Source organism: Bacillus cereus group sp. BfR-BA-01381 (genome assembly GCF_022663555.1).
GTDB lineage: Bacteria > Bacillota > Bacilli > Bacillales > Bacillaceae_G > Bacillus_A > Bacillus_A pacificus.
The window spans coordinates 57,093-77,519 of the sequence record NZ_JAKUFR010000015.1 but is presented as its reverse complement, the minus strand read 5'-3'; the positions used below and the strand labels follow the sequence as shown (position 1 = coordinate 77,519).

Here is a 20,427-nt window from a genome sequence, read left to right as displayed (position 1 = left end):
GGATGAAGACAAAAAAGTAGTAGAGGAAGAAAAAGGTAAGCAAGAAGAGCAACAAAAAGTAGAAGAAGAAAAACGTAAACAAGAAGAGCAACAAAGAGTAGAAGAAGAGAAGCGTAAACAAGAAGAGCAACAAAGAGTAGAAGAAGAAAAACGTAAACAAGAAGAGCAGCAAAGAGTAGAAGAAGAAAAACGTAAACAAGAAGAGCAGCAAAAAGTAGAAGAAGAAAAACGTAAGCAAGAAGAAAAGAAAGCTCAGCAACAGCAGTCTACACAACAGGAGAGAACACAAAAACAAGAAAAACCAACACAAGCAACAGGTGGGAAACCAACAAGATCACAAATTTCAGTTGGTTCGCATGTAGTTATTCAATTGGATAATGATTATAGTAAAACTGTAAGTGGCGTTGTAAAAGACATTTTGACACATAGTGAAACACATACATACGGCATTAAAGTTCGACTACAAGATGGACAAATTGGCCGTGTTCAAAGTGTTAAATAATGAAAAAAAGATTTGACTACTTTTCAAAGAAATAAGAACTACAAAAACCGGTTCTTTCGTAAAGGAACCGGTTTTTTGTAGTGTTTTGTTGATGCCACCATACCTGTATCAAGTTATCACATACAAGGCAATAGATGTTTTTATAATTTGACATAAGAGGAACCGAACTTGGAGGGAGTACTGGAACCATATAATCAATACACTGATGGGCATGTTTGAGATATGGACCTATCCTCTCGTTCTAATCCACTAAAAAAAGAACTTCCCCATACCCATTAGACTACTAAGCATTCCAATTCCATTCATAGTGCCTTTTCCTACTGTAAGTAAGTTTCCAAGCATTCCTGGCTGACCGTAACCGCCGTTATTCCCCCATCCCATGGGACTTATCTGCCCTCCCCATCCTGGAGAGTTTCCGAAAATACCCCAGTTATTGCTATTAAATTTAAAAGCCTTAGCTGGCGGTGAGAGTAAAGCGGCAAGATGACCTTGTGCAAACATCCCTGTATGGTTGAATGGTTGAGCCCAGGGTAAGGGAGGTTTTTGAAAATTACCTGCATGGCCTGGGAATGGAGGCCAATTAGCGGGATGTCCTTGGGGCATCATCTCTGCATAATGGATTGGCTGATCCAAAGAGAAGGGAGGGGACTGAGGATGGAAAGCTGTATAATTGGCTGGTGAATCCGAACCAACTGGATAGAAGCGATAACTCCAATTCTCAGGAATCTTCAAATCATTCATTCCCTCAGCTGTAGCTATTTGGGGCTGTACATATAATGATGACATTGAATTTTGGTGATTATAATACTCCTGATTTCCTTTTGAATTCAAATACCGATATTGGTGCATAAGCTTATTCCCCTTACTGTAAAAATGTAATGTTAGACTTAGCCTATGTAATATTCCTTTTTATGGATGGTTACATAACTAGATTTACAAGCCTGTATTTAAAGGAATAGCTGTGGTCTTGTCTTGTTGATTTATCCTGCTATTTGTGGGCGATAAGACAACTTCACCTCAAAATGCAGCCTAATTTAATTTCGGTTAACAAACGCGCTTATAAAGGTTTAATCAAGAAAAAAGGTTTTAAAATGTTATGTAGGGCAAGTAGAATTGCGAAAAAGAGAATATCCATTCGAAGAGTATGGCAAAATACTGCAAGGGTAATGTATTCTTGTGCAGATATGTAAATGATTGAAATTAATCAATGGAATTTATAATGAAGGGGCAAATAAATATATGAGTGAAACATTACATAAAAGAAAACCACCATATGTAATGCTTGTAATCCTTTTTATTGGGGCATTTGTTTCATTTCTAAATAACTCGCTTTTAAATGTAGCTTTGCCATCAATAATGAAGGATTTAGACATTAAAGATTATTCAACGATCCAGTGGCTTTCTACAGGATATATGCTTGTAAGTGGTATATTAATTCCGGCATCAGCATTTTTAATAACCCGCTTCTCCAATAGGAGTTTATTTATTACATCAATGTTGATTTTTATCCTTGGTACGGCCTTAGCGGCTGTAGCACCGAACTTCGGTTTATTACTTACTGGCCGGATGGTTCAAGCAGCAGGTTCTTCAGTCATGGGACCTTTGTTAATGAATATTATGCTAGTAAGCTTTCCAAGAGAAAAAAGGGGAACAGCAATGGGGATTTTTGGATTAGTTATGATTACAGCCCCAGCAATTGGACCGACACTATCGGGTTATATTGTAGAGTATTATGACTGGCGCTTGCTTTTTGAAATGATTTTACCGTTAGCAATCATAAGCTTACTGTTAGGGATTTGGAAATCGGAGAATGTCATGAGACAAAACAAAAATGCAAAACTGGATTATCTCTCATTACTATTATCTTCTGTCGGTTTTGGCGGTCTGTTATATGGATTCAGTTCTGCAAGCTCCAATGGTTGGACGAATAAAGTTGTCTTAACAACCTTAATCGTAGGCGCTATTGCCCTAATTGCTTTCATTATCCGTCAATTAAAAATGAATGAACCGTTATTGGATTTACGTGTTTACAAGTACCCAATGTTTGCACTTGCGTCTGTAATTGCAATTGTCAACGCAGTAGCCATGTTTTCGGGTATGATTTTAACACCAGCTTATGTACAAAATGTCCGCGGTATTTCACCGCTGAGCTCTGGGCTGATGATGCTTCCAGGTGCGGTAATAATGGGAGTTATGTCACCAATTACAGGTAAACTATTCGATAAATATGGCCCTCGGATTCTTGGTATAGTGGGACTTTCCATTACAGCCGTTTCAACTTATATGCTGGCAAACCTGCAAATCGACTCTAGCCACACACATATTATTCTTATTTATACGCTACGGATGTTTGGGATGGCGATGGTGATGATGCCACTTATGACAAATGGTCTTAATCAATTGCCAACTCGCTTAAATCCGCACGGTACAGCTGTTAATAATACAGCTCAACAAGTGTCCGGTTCAATTGGTACTGCTATTCTTGTTACAATTATGAATTCTGTAACAAAAACAAAAGCTGAAAGTCTAATGTCTGAATTAGATCCAACAACCTTCACAGAAGTTACGAAGGTAATAGTAACTCAGAAGGCTTTATTATCCGGAATTCAATATTCATTCTATGTAGCGCTTGGCATGAATGTTGTTGCACTACTATTAGTTTTTTTCGTTAAACGTGTAGATACAAGCCCGGAAGCAGTCGAGAGATTAAATCGATAGAGTGAAATAAACTCTACATAATGATTTCTACGAGTTTTTTGCTGCTCAGAAGCTGATAATTAAAATGGGAAAAGAATTGAAAGAAACAGTGAAATAATTACACATAGTGAAAAAAGGATCTGATCTTCATATCAGATCTTTTTTCATTAGAAATTATTGGCTTTCCAAATACTACAATCTTTAGTTTTCAATTTCTGATAAACATTATAATAATACGTTTCATTTTAATTTCGTATTTTTTCTGCAAGTTATAAATCTAATAGCAACAAACAACTTAGATTACCAACCTTATAAGCAATATCATAATCGTGAATAGTTAGGGAAAAGATAAAATAAGGTAATCAATTACATATCTTTATCCCAGGCGATTCATTGCTATGTTCTTTTTATTGACTGGGATATTTTATTTCATGTTTTTTTGAAAGGGTGTTTTTATAATGGATAAAAAAGTATCTGCCATTCCTCAGCCGAAAACATATGGACCGCTGGGGAACCTCCCATTAATCGATAAAGATAAACCGACCTTATCCTTTATCAAGATAGCGGAAGAGTATGGTCCCATTTTTCAAATTCAAACTTTAAGTGATACGATCATTGTCATTTCTGGACATGAACTGGTAGCAGAAGTCTGTGACGAAACAAGATTTGATAAAAGTATAGACGGTGCTTTAGCGAAAGTTCGTGCCTTTGCTGGAGACGGATTATTTACAAGTGAGACTCAAGAGCCTAACTGGAAAAAAGCTCATAATATTTTGATGCCTACATTCAGCCAACGGGCAATGAAAGATTACCATGCCATGATGGTCGATATTGCCGTACAACTCGTTCAAAAATGGGCAAGACTGAATCCGAATGAAAACGTAGATGTTCCAGAGGATATGACTCGCCTTACATTAGATACAATTGGTCTATGTGGTTTTAATTACCGATTTAATAGCTTTTATCGCGAGATCCCTCATCCTTTTATTACTAGCATGACCCGTGCTCTAGATGAGGCAATGCACCAATTGCAGCGGCTGGATATAGAAGATAAACTCATGTGGAGAACGAAACGTCAATTTCAACATGATATTCAATCCATGTTTTCTTTAGTAGATAATATTATTGCTGAACGTAAAAGTAGTGGGAATCAGGAAGAAAATGATTTACTTTCCCGTATGTTACATGTGCAAGATCCGGAAACTGGTGAAAAATTAGATGATGAAAATATTCGTTTCCAAATTATTACCTTCTTAATAGCTGGACATGAGACAACAAGTGGATTGTTATCTTTTGCAATCTATTTTTTATTAAAGAATCCAGATAAATTGAAAAAAGCCTATGAAGAAGTAGACCGTGTTTTGACAGATCCTACTCCAACATATCAACAAGTTATGAAACTTAAGTATATCCGGATGATTTTAAATGAATCGCTACGTCTATGGCCTACTGCTCCAGCATTCAGTCTCTATGCAAAAGAAGATACAGTGATTGGTGGGAAATATCCAATTAAGAAAGGAGAAGATCGTATTTCTGTCCTTATTCCACAGCTACATAGGGATAAAGACGCGTGGGGAGACAATGTGGAAGAATTCCAACCCGAACGATTTGAAGATCTGGATAAGGTTCCTCATCATGCTTATAAGCCATTTGGAAATGGTCAACGAGCATGTATCGGTATGCAGTTTGCACTTCATGAAGCGACACTCGTAATGGGAATGCTTCTTCAACATTTTGAATTCATCGATTATGAAGACTATCAGCTGGACGTAAAACAAACATTAACGCTAAAGCCTGGTGATTTTAAAATTAGGATTGTACCTCGAAATCAAAATATTAGCCATACTACTGTTCTTGCGCCTGTAGAGGAGAAACTGAAAAACCATGAAATCAAGCAGCAAGTTCAGAAGACTCCTTCTATTATTGGAGCCGATAATCTTTCGCTTCTTGTTCTGTATGGCTCGGATACAGGGGTAGCAGAAGGTATTGCAAGAGAGCTAGCAGATACAGCTAGTTTAGAAGGTGTTCAAACGGAAGTGGCAGCTCTTAACGATCGAATTGGAAGTTTGCCAAAAGAAGGAGCGGTTCTTATTGTAACTTCTTCTTATAATGGAAAACCGCCAAGTAATGCAGGACAGTTTGTGCAATGGTTGGAAGAATTAAAACCGGATGAGCTAAAAGGTGTTCAATACGCAGTTTTTGGTTGTGGAGACCATAATTGGGCTAGTACCTATCAGCGAATACCAAGATACATTGATGAGCAAATGGCTCAAAAAGGAGCAACAAGATTTTCTACACGCGGAGAAGCGGATGCAAGTGGTGATTTCGAGGAACAGCTCGAGCAATGGAAACAGAGTATGTGGTCTGATGCAATGAAGGCATTTGGATTGGAACTTAACAAAAACATGGAGAAAGAACGCAGTACTTTGAGTCTGCAATTTGTCAGCCGTCTTGGAGGATCTCCTCTTGCGCGAACATATGAAGCAGTTTATGCATCTATATTGGAAAATCGTGAACTTCAATCATCTAGCAGTGAAAGAAGCACGCGACATATTGAGATATCCTTGCCAGAAGGTGCAACGTATAAAGAAGGAGATCACCTTGGGGTGCTACCAATTAATAGTGAGAAAAATGTCAACCGAATTTTAGAACGCTTTGGATTAAACGGGAAGGATCAAGTCATATTAAGCGCAAGTGGGCGCAGTGTAAATCACATACCTTTAGACAGTCCTGTTCGTTTATATGACCTTCTTAGTTATAGTGTCGAAGTGCAAGAAGCAGCCACTCGAGCACAAATACGAGAAATGGTGACATTCACAGTATGCCCTCCTCATAAAAAGGAATTGGAATCATTATTGGAAGACGGAGTTTATCAAGAACAAATATTAAAGAAACGTATTTCAATGTTGGATCTTCTTGAAAAGTATGAGGCTTGTGAAATCCGATTTGAACGTTTTTTAGAACTTCTTCCGGCGCTCAAACCGCGTTACTATTCAATTTCAAGCTCTCCACTCATTGCACAGGATCGTATCAGCATTACGGTTGGTGTTGTAAATGCGCCTGCATGGAGCGGGGAAGGGACATATGAAGGAGTCGCTTCTAATTATTTAGCTCAGCGTCATAATAAAGATGAGATTATTTGTTTCATTCGAACGCCACAATCAAACTTTCAATTACCTGAAAATCCAGAAACACCAATTATCATGGTTGGACCAGGTACTGGAATTGCACCATTCCGTGGATTCTTACAAGCACGTCGTGTTCAAAAGCAAAAAGGTATGAACTTAGGAGAAGCGCATCTATACTTTGGTTGTCGTCATCCTGAAAAGGATTATCTTTATCGTACAGAACTAGAAAATGATGAAAGAGATGGATTAATCTCTTTACATACAGCTTTTTCTCGCCTAGAAGGATATCCTAAAACATATGTACAGCATGTAATAAAACAAGATAGAATCAATTTAATTTCGTTATTAGATAATGGAGCTCATCTTTATATATGTGGTGATGGAAGTAAAATGGCTCCTGATGTAGAAGACACCCTTTGTCAAGCATATCAAGAAATTCATGAAGTCAGTGAACAAGAAGCAAGGAATTGGTTGGATCGTGTGCAAGATGAAGGGCGATATGGAAAAGATGTTTGGGCCGGAATCTAAATTCTTCTTAATTAGATAAGTAATATTTCATTCACGAATTTCTTTCGACTAAGTATAACTTTGAACAAAATAAACTGATTTATAAATACCCTGTATTTTTTATTGAATATAGGGTTTTCTTACTTTTAAATAAAAGGGACGTACATGTTGATTCAAAATGCAATAATCTTTATGCTTTATATACACAACAAAGAACTTGCAGGGATTCCTACAAGTTCTTTTTAGTTTAAGGGTTGAATGTGGATTTGAAATAAAGAAACGATTTTTTGAGAGGAGAACAGTAAATGTTTATAAGAGCAGAAAGATTATTAATACGAAATTTTGAGTTCAAAGATTGGCAAGCTGTCCATGAGTATACATCAGATAGCAATGTTATGAAATACATACCTGAAGGGGTTTTTACTGAAGAAGACACGAGAAACTTTGTAAATAGAAATATGGGTGAAAATGCAGAGAACTTTCCTGTAATACTGGTAGATGAAAATATTTTGATTGGTCATATTGTTTTTCATAAATATTTTGGTGAGCATACTTATGAGGTTGGGTGGGTATTCAATCCTAAATATTTCAATAAAGGATATGCTTCTGAAGCAGCACAAGCTACATTAAAATATGGGTTTAAGGAAATGAAATTACATAGAATTATAGCTACATGCCAGCCACAAAATACCCCATCATACCGATTGATGGAGAAAATTGGAATGAGAAGAGAAGGATATTTCAGGAAGTGTATACCCCATGGAAATGAATGGTGGGATGAATATTATTACGCTATTTTAGCAGAAGAGTAGTGTCTCAGAACGGATTGTTTAAAACAAAATCATAATTAAAATTGTGCTATCTTTTCAACCGAACACACAATAGCAACACCTCGCAAAGGAAGCAACCATTGGATAACAACTGAGGATGGTAATAAATCACAGGGGGCATTAGATAATTATCAAGAAGAAGGAATCAGAGTACACAACTGGTTTGTTGACGATAGTGTGGTTATTTATCATAGAACTGTTGCCACATTAATAAATACTTTAATTGAACACAGGCTTTCCCTGGATAAAATAATTGAACCACAATCAACTTTGGCAGGGATTGTGAAAATACAGGTGAAATTTCAATTGAGTGCAGGAATAACAACCGTACTCATTTAAGATATTACCTGCATTCGAATTGAAAAATATTGAAAATAGGGGTGAGTGAAAATGGCATATTTATTACAGGTTGATTTTCCGTTTGAAGGTCCTTTTGGTGAAGAAATGGAAAAAGCATTTTTGGATTTAGCAAAAAGTATTAATGAAGAAGAAGGATTCCACTGGAAAATATGGACAGAGAATGAAGAAACAAAAGAAGCTGGAGGCATTTATGTATTTGAAGAAAAACAAGATGCTGAAACATACGCTGAAATGCACAAGAACAGACTTGAAGCAGCTGGTGTTAAAGATATTAGAGTAAGAATTTTTAACATTAATGAAAAGTTAACGGAACTGAATCGTGGGTATATTAAATAATTCCGACAGTCGGAGCAAGCTTAAAAAGGAGGGGATAATCCCCTTCTTTTTTACTCTTAAATTGATGGTGAGGGGACTCACACAAAAAAATCCTTCGCAAAATTTGCGAGAGAAAAAGAGAGATAAAGGTATTTTAACCTTATCTCTCTTTTTCTATATTCATTTATTTTCAGGTAAGGAGTTGATTAGTTATTACTATCTTATAAGAACGTGAAGAAGTGTTGATGCCGGCTAGAACTGTTGTAAAGGTTGAAGGGGGAATCCAAGGAAATAGCAGAGATGCGCATGATGATTTGGCGCAGGGTTATGAATCCATCTTCTATGAAATCGTGGGATTATATAAGCATTTATTATCCTGGAGATTTTAAAATAAAACCTACCTAATTATAGAAGTGATTTGAACGTAAGGAAATTGTAAGAAATGCATAAGAAAAAAGAAATTTTTATTGTGTAGGATACAAATATAGAGAAGCACAAAAGAGGGAGGATAAATAGGATTTATTTATACGAAAACCAAACTAGTAATAAGCGCATTCTAAATAAAAAATCATTTATGGTACTAACGTACATGTGAAAAAGAGAGGTTTACCGTTTGTTACGACAGTATGGATAAAACCAGAATAGTAGTTTATGTGATGTTTGTAATTGAACAAATAAAAGATGAAATTGATCATTTATCTAAGGAGGCATTTTTTATGGAAAATAAATTATCTGGGGTGTTAGCCGCTACCTTAGCTCTAACAATGAGCCTACCAACAGGAGCGATAGCGTCTTCTAGCAGTAAGACTCCGGTTGTATCTAGCCAAGAAGTTGCTAGCAAAGATTTGGAGAAGATTGCTGCAGAGAATGCTGCACTGCTCACGAAGTCCTATGAGACGACTAGCGTACAGTATGCGCTGATTGATAATGGTAAACTTATTTTGTCAGGGCAGACAGGTAAGAACGACATAGAAGGGAAAGAACCACTAACCAAAGATACTCTATACGGAATTGGTTCAACCAGTAAAGTATATACGGCTGCTGCTGTTATGAAACTAGTAGACGAAGGAAAAGTTGATTTGGATGCTCCTGTTGCCCGCTATATTCCTGATTTCAAAATGAAAGATAAACGATATAAGCGTATTACACCGCGTATGCTGTTGAATCACTCCTCGGGTTTGCAAGGTTCGACGTTCAATAATGCATTTTCATTTAAAGATAATGATGCTTATGCCCATGATATCTTGTTGCAACAATTGTCCAACCAAAACTTGAAGGCAGACCCAGGTGAGTTCTCAGTATACTGTAATGACGGTTTTACACTGGCTGAGATCTTGGTAGAAAGAGTTAGTGGTATGAGTTTTACTAAATTTTTACATCAAAAGTTTACAGAGCCATTAGAATTGAATCATACGATAACATCGCAAGACAAAGGGGAAGACGAAAAGCGGGCTGGACTGTATTCTCCGACATACCAGGGACAGCTTCCAAGTGAAATGGTGAATGTGATTGGTACGGGAGGAATCTCTTCTACTGCAGAAGATGTGGTGCGATTCTCACAAATATTTATGGGACAGGGAAAAGAAATTCTCTCTAATAAAGCGGTCAAGGCGATGGAACAAGAAGAATATAAAAAAGGAATATGGCCGGGAGATAGCGGAAATATGTTCAACTATGGTCTTGGCTGGGATAGTGTGAAACTATACCCATTCAGTGAATATGGGATAAAAGCGTTGACTAAGGGTGGGGATACGATACTACAACATGCTACATTGGTCGTGCTTCCGGAACAGAAGATGGCAGCAGCTGTATTGTCCTCCGGCGGCACCAGCATGACAAATCAACTGTTAGCAAACAAATTACTGCTAGCCAGGCTTAAAGAGAAAGGGACAATTAAGGATATAAAACCAGATAAATCCTTCGGCAAACCAGTCAAGGCTAAAGTGCCTCAAGACGTGGTAAAAAAAGCGGGTTTTTATGGAAATAGCCGCAGCCATTTCAAAATAGAAATTACGAAGAAGGGAGAACTGTTTTTACCAACTAAACCGGAAGAAAAATATGTATATACGGCGGATGGAAGCTTTATAAATGAGAAGGGTACTTCCAAGCTTAACTTCGTTACTGAGAAGAATGGAAAAGTTTATTTGAGAGAGAGCACATATGAATTATCGCCGGGATTGGGGCAAACTGTGCTGACTCAATATTTAGCCCAAAAATTAGAAAACAATGTGTTGCCGAAGAAAACAGCTGCTGCATGGGCGAAGCGCGAGGGCGGAAAGTTCTACCTTGTTAACGAAAAATTTAACTCTATAAATTATCTAGGACAACTAATACCTCTTAACACACAAATTACAACCAAGGATGGGTATTGGGACGGCAAAAAAATTACAGGTCCGAATACGGCGACGCATCAAATTCAGATTCCTGTTATGTATGGGCGGGATACGACGGAAGCTCATTTCTATACAGAGAATGATAATGAATATATGGAGATGGCCAGCTTTTTATACGTCAGTGAATCTAACGTAAAATCCCTTGATGCAGGTCAATTATCGAAAGTTACACTGCAAAAAAACGGGCATGCGAAATGGTTTACGATTCCGCAAGAGGCAGCAGGGAAAACGATGAATGTGGAGTTGCCATCAGGAAGTTCATTCGCGGTGTATGATGAGAATGGAGTATGCGTCAATTTTAGCGTTGTTAGTAATAATAACAAAGTGAAACTACCAGAGAACGGAACGGTTGTATTTGCTGGCGCACCGAACTCCGAATTTACAGTCGCATTGAACTAGCTATAACTCGGGATAGACTTCAATAAAACAGTACGATATGGAAAAGATATTTTATTTGTATCTTAAGTATTCCCTTAAATGATAGTACACTTAAATTCTTAGCTTAATAGCAATGGGATAGCACCACATGCCTATCAACTTAAGAAAATAAATCAACCCCATGTCCATCAAGCTAGTAAAAATAAATACCTAAAAAATAGTAAAATTGACATCCCCAGAGTAAAACTGTAAAAAATTATTGTTTAGGGGCAGCATAAACCTTAGTTTGATAGCGATATGGCGCTACTCATAAAAAAAGAAATAGGAGAGAATATCCTATTTCTTTTTATTAATATAATAAAATGTAATGAATAGATCCAAAGTAATGATAATAATTAGAAGTAACAAGTGTATAAGTGTATCAGTTTTCCCATTTAGTAAAAACTTTACAAAGAAATCCCATTCTGTTTCATAGGGGGATCTACCCAATTTCGTTGCAGTTCTAACACCATTCCATTTATGAAATAGAGAATGCTTAATAGAATCCTTCCCACAAATAAAGCAACTACTTTTATATTCCACTTCTTTATCAGGATTATATAAAGAAGTGGAAATAGTATAAGTATCCAAAAAACGATAATAAAAACTGTATTCATCAGTTTCTACCCCTCATGTTGATCATAAAGTTATTTATCCTGCTATTTGTGGGATGATTAAAGTTTCACTTTATCTCTCCGTCTCAAAAAACTCAATCCACTCTCCATCAGGACCAGCGAAGAATATGTAACGTGTTCCATCTGGTAATGTTTCAATTTCCTCTCCTAGTAGGAAGGTTACGCCGTGTTTTTGTATTCTTTCAATTTCATCCTCTAATGAATCCACTTTAAAGCAAATGTGATGTACTTTTCCTTCTGCCGGAAGAGAGGAGTTATAGCCTTCAATGAGTTCTAGTATCGTTTCCTTCGATTCTTCCACACCTAAAAAAGCGAGTTTTAAGTCGGGATTCGGGTGACCCATACGTTTAATGAGCTGTAAGCCGACTACTTTTTCATAAAATGCAATAGATGTTTCTAAGTTTGCAACCATAAGTCCAACGTGTTCGATTCTTCTAACTGGCATGTAGATTCCTTCTTTCTGAAAATTATATACAATATGTTATTGAAAATTAAGAAAATAAGCAAGATAAAAACCTTACAAATTTTAGCGTGTTATATGGTATAGTGAGAAAGTATGTTTGGGGAGAAGGAAGGAGATTATACGATGAATACACCTACTCAAACTCCTTCATTATCGGCAACGATGAAAGAGTGGCATTATGCATTAGCGTATGAAATTAAACATTGGAAAACGATAGGTGGTAGTAAAATTTCTATCATAAACGGTCGTTTTTTATATACAGATTATGAAAGTACAGTATACGTATTTCAGCTTATTTCGGAAGTAAGCTTACCTGAAGGTTCACCAATTCGAATTGAGTTTGATGGTGAGGAAGCAACAGGGGAAGTATTATCTGTACATGGATTAGAAATAGAACTGAAATTAAATGATTATATACAAGGTGAAATACGAGAAGCTGTTTTATACAGTGAACCGTGGCAATTGCTAGAGCAACTACAAGAGCGATTGAAAGAGGCACATAAAGATAAGTTAAAACGTAATCGTATAAAGCGTCTTGTTGATGGGACGAGCAGTCCGAAACATATTGAGAAGATGAAAAATCCGAAAAATGAATTGGCGTATCGTTCGTTTTACAATCCGACAACATACGTGTGGGGACCACCTGGAACAGGGAAGTCTTACAATTTATCACGTATTATTTCGGCGCATTATCAAAAAGGAAAATCGGTACTTGTGCTAGCTCATAGTAATGCGGCAGTGGACGTATTAATGAGTGAAGTAACGAAGCAAATTGAGAAGAAAAAGAAATGGACGCCTGGTGAAATTGTTCGTTACGGTTATAGTCAACATGAACATATACGAAATCATGAAACGTTGCTTGCGTCTAAGTTAGTTGAAACGACGAACGGATCTTGGGGAGAAGAAAGACTCTATTTAGAGGAAACACGACAAGATCTTCGTGAAAAGATTTTATCGTATAAAGCGACTTCTGCTGATAAGAAGCGTATACAAGAGATTGAAAGTGATCTTCGAAAGCAAAAAGCGAAAATTAAAGAAGTAGAAAAAGAATACATTGAAAATGCGAAAGTAATCGGCGCAACTTTATCGAAATGTGCCATTGATTCATTGATTTATGAGCGTACATTTGATTTAGTTGTCGTAGATGAAGTGAGTATGGCATATGTCCCGCAAATTGCATTAGCTGCTTCACTTGGAAAACGCATCGTCGTATGTGGTGATTTTTTACAGTTACCTCCAATTGCGATGGCGAATCATGAACTCGTTCGAAAATGGCTTGGGGAAGATATGTTTTACCATGCCGGGATTGTTGAGTCTGTTAATAAATCAGAAGCACATCCAAACCTTTTTATGCTGCAGGAACAAAGACGTATGCATGCGGATATATCTAAGTTTACAAACTCATTTATTTATAAAAATAGAGTGTATGATCATCCGTCTGTTTCAGACCGTAAAGAACTTGCGCAATTGCAACCATTTGCAAATGAGGCGAGTGTTTTATTTGATACGAGTCTAATGGGCGCCTTTTCGTTAAAAGACGCTGCTTCAGGTTCTCGTTTTAATATAATGTCTGGTTTAGTAGCGATGCAAATGATGTTAATCGGACTGTTAGATGGTGTTCAATCGATCGGTGTTGTTACACCTTACAGGGCACAATCCCGCTTTTTATCAACGTGTACCAGGGAAATATTGCAGAGAACGAAATATCAAAACATACCTGTTTTAGCAGCGACGGTTCATAAGTTTCAAGGGTCTGAAAGAGATATGATGATTTTTGATACAGTGGATAGTTATCCGCAAGAACGACCTGGCGTGTTATTCTTTGACCATAAAAATCATCGCCTCGTCAACGTTGCAGTGACAAGGGCAAGAGGGAAGTTCATTCAACTATCAGATTGTCATTATATGCGTAAAAACCTTTCGAGAAAACAAGCGTTATCACAATTAACAGCTCATATAGAACGTCACGGAGATGTGTATGATCGTACGACATCAAGACAATTATGGGAGCGGAAAATTTCGAAACGTTTACGCTGGTTTATGGAAATGAATCTTGAAGAGCCAAAAGGTTTATTGAAAGATATTTTAGCTGCAAAACGAAAGATTATTATTTCACTTCCAAGCACAAAGCAAGTGGATAAGCGAGTATGGCAAGCATTAATGCGTACAAATGCGCAAATAACAGTGTATAGTGATGGACCAGTTCCACTGAAAAATGTAAAGTTACAAAGGCAAAATAAAGCATTCCCGTTTATCGTAATCGATGATGAAATCTTTTGGGCAGGCGCACCACTCACATCTCAAATGATGTTTGAAGGTAGTACGGAATTCCCGTACGTATGTGCGAGACTGCAAGCACCTGAGACAATTGGTGTATTAAAAGGATTTTTAGATATCCGGTAAATTCGGATAGGAATTCCTTGACTTTTATTTAAAATGAACTTAGAATGAATGTAATTTAATATAATTTTATGAAAATTCTTATCACGAGAGGTGGAGGGACTGGCCCTATGATACCTCGGCAGCGGATTCGTTATGAATACTGTGCCAATTCCAGCAAGGTAACTTGAAAGATAAGAAAGAAGCTCATTTTGACTGTATATGCAGAAGCCTCTTTCTATCTTTTAGAAAGAGGCTTTTTTATGTGAAAATATAAGGGGGAAGAAAAATGGGAGCGACAGGAGTAACGTCACAAAGAAAAACAATTGAAGAGAGTATTGAAAGAAATAAGGAAAAGTACATAGAAACAAGTCACGATATTCATGCGAATCCGGAGATTGGTAACCAAGAGTTTTACGCATCAAGAACGTTGAGTTTATTGCTAGGGAGTGCAGGATTTCAGCTGCAGCACAATATAGCTGGACATGAAACGGGATTTATCGCGCGAAAAAGCTCTGGAAAACAAGGACCAGCAATCGCATTTTTAGCGGAGTATGACGCTTTGCCAGGACTAGGCCATGCGTGTGGTCACAACTTAATCGGCACAATTAGCGTTGCGGCAGCAATTGCATTATCAGAAACGCTTGAAGAAATTGGGGGAGAAGTTGTCGTGTTTGGAACACCAGCTGAAGAAGGAGGACCGAACGGTAGCGCAAAATCGAGTTATGTAAAGGCGGGTTTATTTAAAAACATTGATGCGGCGCTTATGATTCATCCGAGTGGGAAAACAGCGACAACGAGTCCTTCACTAGCAGTCGATCCACTTGATTTTCATTTTTACGGAAAAACAGCTCATGCTGCAGCTTCACCTGAAGAAGGAATTAACGCATTAGATGCGGTGATTCAGCTGTACAACAGTATTAACGCACTTCGCCAACAACTTCCGTCAGATGTGAAGATTCATGGTGTTATTACAGAGGGCGGAAAAGCACCTAACATTATTCCTGACTACGCCGCAGCAAGATTCTTCATCCGTGCAGCGACGCGAAAAAGATGTGCGGAAGTAACAGAAAAAGTAAAAAATATTGCTCAGGGAGCAGCGTTAGCAACAGGCGCAAAAGTGAAAATCCATCAATTCCAAAATGAAATCGATGAACTACTCGTAACAAAAACATTTAATGAAGTCGTAGCCGAAGAACTAGAATTACAAGGTGAAGACGTAAATCGGAAAGAAAGATTTGGCATCGGCTCAACAGATGCAGGAAATGTAAGCCAAGTCGTACCGACCATTCATCCGTACATTAAAATCGGCCCAGATGGTTTAATTGCACATACGAATGAATTTAGAGAAGCAGCACGTTCAGAATTAGGAGACAAAGCATTAATTACATCGGCAAAAGCATTAGCAAATACGGCGTATCGATTAATTACGGAAGAAGGGCTGTTAGAGAAGGTGAAGGAGGAGTTTAGAGAGGCGCAGAGGAATCAGGGGTAGGTGATTGAAAGGAGTGGATGTTCCACTCCTTTTTCTCTTAACAATAGCTATGTGTTTTCCAGTAAAACTAGTATTTTTAATCAATTTAATAATTTTTTATAATCGTAAGCCATTTAACATAACAAGAATTGTTCTTCCCATAAAAGCCCGATTGGTGAGGCTGATAATCAGTGGGGGATGAAGCCCCCCCACTGATTAAAGTTTCACTTTATTTGAAGAATAGTGTAGTTAATAAACAGAAGCATACTAAAAAAGAACATTGACTTTTCAATGTTCTTTTTTAGTGCCCTTACGAAGGAGAGATTTTCACTATTAGCGGGCAGCCAATATGAGAACGAAAAATTCTCTTCAAAAAAGAATGGGATAAGATTGGAGCATACTTATTATAACTTAACGAAGTATTTCATTTAACTAGATTGAAATAGAGTTTCTATATTCTGAAGGTTTGATATTATTAGTTTCTTACATACTTTTCCTATTTATAATGGTATAGTAAAATATAGTAAAAAGAGAGGGGATTAGTATGGCGATAATTGGAATTGATTTAGGGACAACTAATAGTTTAGTAGCAACATGGTCGGAAGATGGTGCAACACTTATTCCAAATGTTTTAGGTGAATTTCTCACACCATCGGTAGTTAGCGTTGATGAAACGGGGGAAATTTTAGTTGGGCGTATTGCGAAAGAGCGACTAATTACTCATCCACAACTAACAGCAGCAACTTTTAAACGTTTTATAGGAACAGAGAAAAAATATGAGCTGGGTACATATACTTTTTCATCTGAAGAGTTATCATCTTTTGTTATTAAATCTTTAAAACAAGACGCAGAAGCGTATTTAAATGAAGAGGTTACCGGTGCTGTAATTAGTGTCCCTGCCTATTTCAATGATACGCAGAGAAAGTCAACGAAACGTGCAGCGGAAATAGCAGGATTAACAGTAGAACGCCTCATTAGTGAACCGACAGCTGCGGCAATTGCTTATGGCTTATACCAAGAACAATCAGAAACAAAATTTCTCGTATTTGATTTAGGTGGAGGAACTTTTGATGTTTCCATTTTGGAATTGTTTGAAGGGATAATGGATGTAAAATCTATTGCGGGTGATAATTATCTTGGTGGTGAAGATTTCACGAAAAGTTTAATGACCTTCTTCTTAGAATCCCATCAACTGGATCCAGAGTCGCTTGATTCAAAAACATTATCATTAATTTATACACAAGCAGAACGCTGTAAGCTTGCTTTGTGTAATGAGTCAACTGCAACTATGAATGTTGTGATTCATAATCAAACATATGAAACAAGTATAAATAGGGGTGAATTCGAAAAGATTGTAACGCCGCTACTGTTACGTCTTCGTTATCCGATTGAACGTGCTCTTCGTGATGCTTCGTTAAACCCGAATGATTTAGACGCTGTCATTTTAATTGGTGGAGCGACTCGTATGCCTCTTGTGAAATCTGTTATTTCTAAAATGTTTGGGCGTATGCCTTATGCAAATATAAATCCAGATGAAACAGTTGCTTTAGGTGCTGCAATTCAAGTTGCCTTAAAAGAACGAAATAAGGCTTTAGAAGAAGTGATTTTAACCGATGTCTGTCCATATTCTTTAGGAACAAGTGTTGTTCAAGAATTTGGAGATGGTAAGTCAGAGTCTGGGTACTTCTTCCCTATTATAGAGAGAAATACACCAATTCCTGTAAGTAAGGTGGAGCGACTCTATACAGTAAAGGATAAACAACAATTTATAACTATTGATGTATATCAAGGAGAAAACCGTAAGGTAGTAAATAATTTAAAACTGGGTGAGCTCAAAATTAAGATTCCTCCTGCTCCTGCTGGAAATGAGTCGGTTGATATTCGTTATACATACGACATTAATGGCATTCTTGAAGTTGAGGTAATAAGTACATCAACTGGAGAAAAGAAAAGAACGATCATACAGCAAAACGCTGGAAATCTTACAGATGCAGAAATAGAAAAGAGACTTTTAGAGTTAAGACATATTAAAATTCATCCGAGAGATAGAGAAGAAAATCGACTTCTTCTTGCAAAGTGCGAAAGGCTTTATGAAGAGTTACTTGGTGATGAACGCAAAAAGATTTCTATATTACTGCAACAATTTGAGAGCGTGCTTACAACGCAAAATGATAAAAAGATTAAAGAAGCTTCCAGTATATTAAAAGAACATATTGAAAGTATGGAAAGATGGGCAAATCGCTAATGAGTATTTGGAATACATTGGAGATTGAACCTACTGACAATATTTCAGTCATTAAAAAAGCTTATGCAAAACTCCTGAAAATACATCATCCAGAAGATGATCCAGAAGGATATCAAAAATTAAGAGAAGCGTTTGACGAGGCAGTGAAAAGTGCGAAAAATATGAAAGATAAGCCGTCGATTCAAATAGATGATATGAATGCTCTTGATAGGGAACAGGTATTTTCTCCATGGACTGACAGTGATGCGGAAATTGCTACTACTACAATTACTGAGCATCCAGTCTATACATTCATGGAAAGTGTTGAGACGCTTTATGATAATTTCTTTGCACGGATAGAGCAGGGGAATTGGGAGGAAATATTGCGTTCAGATGTGATATGGGACGTTCAATATGCAGCAGCACTACAAGATCAGTTAATTGAATTTTTCTTATATCATTATCACTTCCCACATTCGATTTGGGAATTAATCGATCAAGTATTTCGATTCAGCGAGCAAAGAAATGATTTAGTAAATGAATATGGAGAAAATACAATTCAATTTTTATTAGAAAGAATTAGCGGCGAAAAAGAAATGCGTTATGATATTTTTGAAAAAACTGCTGATTTAGATTTTGAGTTGTATTTCTATATACGAGAAGAAATACAAAGGAAACTGATAGCGAATGAATTAGAAGATGTAAAAGAAGAACTGGATCGTGCGTTTGCAATGTATCAAAGGGACCCTGAATTATTACGTATGCAAGGTATTTATTATTTACGTATAGACAATAAGGAGAAGGCATTACAAGCATTTAGCAATATTCTGTTGATTGATAAAGACGACCCAGATGCATTATTATATCGTGCCCGTATTCAGCATAATCTTGGGCAATTTCACGATGCTATCAAAGATTGTGAACATCTTCTTTCTGTCTACCCAGAGCATATGGATGCGATGTTCATGATGACAAAATGCTTAGAAAAAGCGGGAGAAATAGAGAAAGCTGAAAAAATAGTGCAGGATGCTTTTCAAATAGATAGGAACCATGTTGAGTTTCTATCATATTTCAATTCGTTTTTGGCACAAAGCGGAAAGAAACCAAATAAACCAGAGGTTACAATGGCTTATGTATTTGGTTGGATATTGATGTATAGTGGCATGTTTTTAAGACGTACTTGGGTGTATATTTTATTTTTTATTCTTGCTATTATTACGCGATTACCTTTCAAATATATCCTTCTTCTTCCGGTTGTTTGGGAAGCGTGGAAGTTTTATAGACTGAAAATCAAAATGTAAGGAGGAGCTTAGGTGTTCGTTTCAAGAAAGAAAAAACAGGTAAAACAATATTTACGAAGCATGTCTACTATATGTATGGGTACTTATTTTCTTATTCATTATTTTACAAAATATGAATTTACATTTATAAGAGACCGTATACTTGGGAAAAAGTTTTTGAAGAAACAATTACAAAAATTTGATTGTAACGAACCAGCACAATTGAAAGAAATGATTGAGTGGTTATTAACAGAAGGATCACGCCAAGAATTTCAAACGATGTACAATCAATTAACCCCTCTTTCAGAAGCACAGCGAAAACTATTACTTCCAAGACAATCAAATGATGAAAAAATGTACGTTGTGAATTACTCATTGCACATGTTACCTGATGCTGGGATTGCTGCATTTGATTATGCATGGTGTATTTGTTTAAGTCGAATTGGTAAAAGATTAGGTTATTTATCTAAAAAAGAAGCGGAACATTATATGATACAAGCGGCAAAACTTGCTCAAAGCTCCTATTCAGATTGGCATGAGTACTTTCTTGCTTTTCATATCGGTAGTCACTTTAATAAATTGGACATAGAGTTCATAAGCAAAGATAAATACAATATTTTTTACACACTAGGTATGTTTAGAGTTAAAGATTCTTATGTGCATACAATTGCATGGAAAAATGACCTCCTTACAGATATGAAGGAAGGATAATGTTTGAGAGGAAAGCCTTACAATTGGAAAGTATGATATTAAGATTGATGATAAATACTACTTCACCAGATGAAGAAGTAGTATTATGGTTGTTTGAAAATCTAAATGTAGT

General features: G+C 36.8%; 13 protein-coding genes, 2 pseudogenes and 1 riboswitch. Of the genes and pseudogenes, 12 read left to right on the top strand and 3 right to left on the bottom strand.

The features are described from left to right. The coding region (locus MR079_RS07890) for a YwbE family protein (RefSeq protein WP_242293814.1) at window positions 1-502 on the top strand (502 nt) is incomplete at its 5' end. A gap of 249 nt (window positions 503-751) precedes the next feature. Here the strand turns inward: MR079_RS07890 and MR079_RS07885 are convergent. Beyond that, window positions 752-1,351 (bottom strand): hypothetical protein, encoded by a 600-nt coding sequence (locus MR079_RS07885; protein ID WP_139866067.1) that lies wholly within the window; start codon window positions 1,349-1,351, stop codon window positions 752-754. Window positions 1,352-1,741: 390 nt separating this feature from the next. On the opposite strand from MR079_RS07885, the gene MR079_RS07880 reads away from it, so the two are divergent. The 6 genes and pseudogenes from MR079_RS07880 (at window position 1,742) to MR079_RS07855 (ending at window position 11,131) form a co-directional block, all read left to right on the top strand. After that, the gene (locus MR079_RS07880; RefSeq protein ID WP_242293813.1) at window positions 1,742-3,220 is read left to right on the top strand and encodes a DHA2 family efflux MFS transporter permease subunit; all 1,479 of its coding nucleotides are present in this window, start codon (window positions 1,742-1,744) and stop codon (window positions 3,218-3,220) included. Between the two features lie 437 nt (window positions 3,221-3,657). Further along, window positions 3,658-6,855 carry a bifunctional P-450/NADPH--P450 reductase gene (cypD, locus tag MR079_RS07875; RefSeq protein ID WP_242293812.1) on the top strand — a complete coding sequence of 1,066 codons (3,198 nt, stop codon included), beginning with the start codon at window positions 3,658-3,660 and terminating at the stop codon, window positions 6,853-6,855. Between the two features lie 284 nt (window positions 6,856-7,139). Further along, on the top strand, window positions 7,140-7,646 hold the full coding sequence (locus tag MR079_RS07870) for a GNAT family N-acetyltransferase (protein WP_242293811.1): 507 nt from the start codon (window positions 7,140-7,142) through the stop codon (window positions 7,644-7,646). A 48-nt stretch (window positions 7,647-7,694) separates the two neighbouring features. Beyond that, a pseudogene (locus MR079_RS07865) lies at window positions 7,695-7,955 on the top strand (SAM-dependent methyltransferase); the annotation flags it as partial. A gap of 99 nt (window positions 7,956-8,054) precedes the next feature. Continuing rightward, window positions 8,055-8,360: a monooxygenase gene (locus tag MR079_RS07860; protein WP_139866063.1), complete on the top strand. Its 306-nt coding sequence runs from the start codon at window positions 8,055-8,057 to the stop codon at window positions 8,358-8,360. Window positions 8,361-9,055: 695 nt separating this feature from the next. After that, window positions 9,056-11,131, top strand: coding sequence for a serine hydrolase domain-containing protein (locus tag MR079_RS07855; RefSeq protein ID WP_139866062.1), 2,076 nt, complete (start codon window positions 9,056-9,058; stop codon window positions 11,129-11,131). 315 nt (window positions 11,132-11,446) lie between these two features. Here the strand turns inward: MR079_RS07855 and MR079_RS07850 are convergent. After that, window positions 11,447-11,766, bottom strand: a pseudogene (locus tag MR079_RS07850) (hypothetical protein). A 70-nt stretch (window positions 11,767-11,836) separates the two neighbouring features. After that, window positions 11,837-12,229 (bottom strand): VOC family protein, encoded by a 393-nt coding sequence (locus MR079_RS07845; protein WP_242293810.1) that lies wholly within the window; start codon window positions 12,227-12,229, stop codon window positions 11,837-11,839. Window positions 12,230-12,340: 111 nt separating this feature from the next. Between MR079_RS07845 and MR079_RS07840 the strand changes: the two genes are divergently transcribed. From MR079_RS07840 to MR079_RS07820, 5 genes are all read left to right on the top strand, one after another. Then, window positions 12,341-14,650, top strand: a complete 2,310-nt coding sequence (locus MR079_RS07840) for an AAA domain-containing protein (RefSeq protein WP_242293809.1) — start codon at window positions 12,341-12,343, stop codon at window positions 14,648-14,650. Window positions 14,651-14,725: 75 nt separating this feature from the next. Further along, window positions 14,726-14,827: riboswitch (SAM riboswitch) on the top strand. 88 nt (window positions 14,828-14,915) lie between these two features. Beyond that, complete coding sequence (locus MR079_RS07835) at window positions 14,916-16,121, top strand: M20 family metallopeptidase (RefSeq protein ID WP_242293808.1); 1,206 nt, start codon at window positions 14,916-14,918, stop codon at window positions 16,119-16,121. A 523-nt stretch (window positions 16,122-16,644) separates the two neighbouring features. Beyond that, window positions 16,645-18,345 (top strand): molecular chaperone HscC, encoded by a 1,701-nt coding sequence (gene hscC, locus MR079_RS07830; RefSeq protein WP_139866059.1) that lies wholly within the window; start codon window positions 16,645-16,647, stop codon window positions 18,343-18,345. Further along, complete coding sequence (locus tag MR079_RS07825; protein ID WP_242293807.1) at window positions 18,345-19,625, top strand: J domain-containing protein; 1,281 nt, start codon at window positions 18,345-18,347, stop codon at window positions 19,623-19,625. The genes hscC and MR079_RS07825 overlap by 1 nt, the downstream gene beginning before the upstream one ends. A gap of 12 nt (window positions 19,626-19,637) precedes the next feature. Next, window positions 19,638-20,315, top strand: coding sequence for a DUF1266 domain-containing protein (locus tag MR079_RS07820; RefSeq protein WP_139866056.1), 678 nt, complete (start codon window positions 19,638-19,640; stop codon window positions 20,313-20,315). Window positions 20,316-20,427 lie beyond the last annotated feature (112 nt).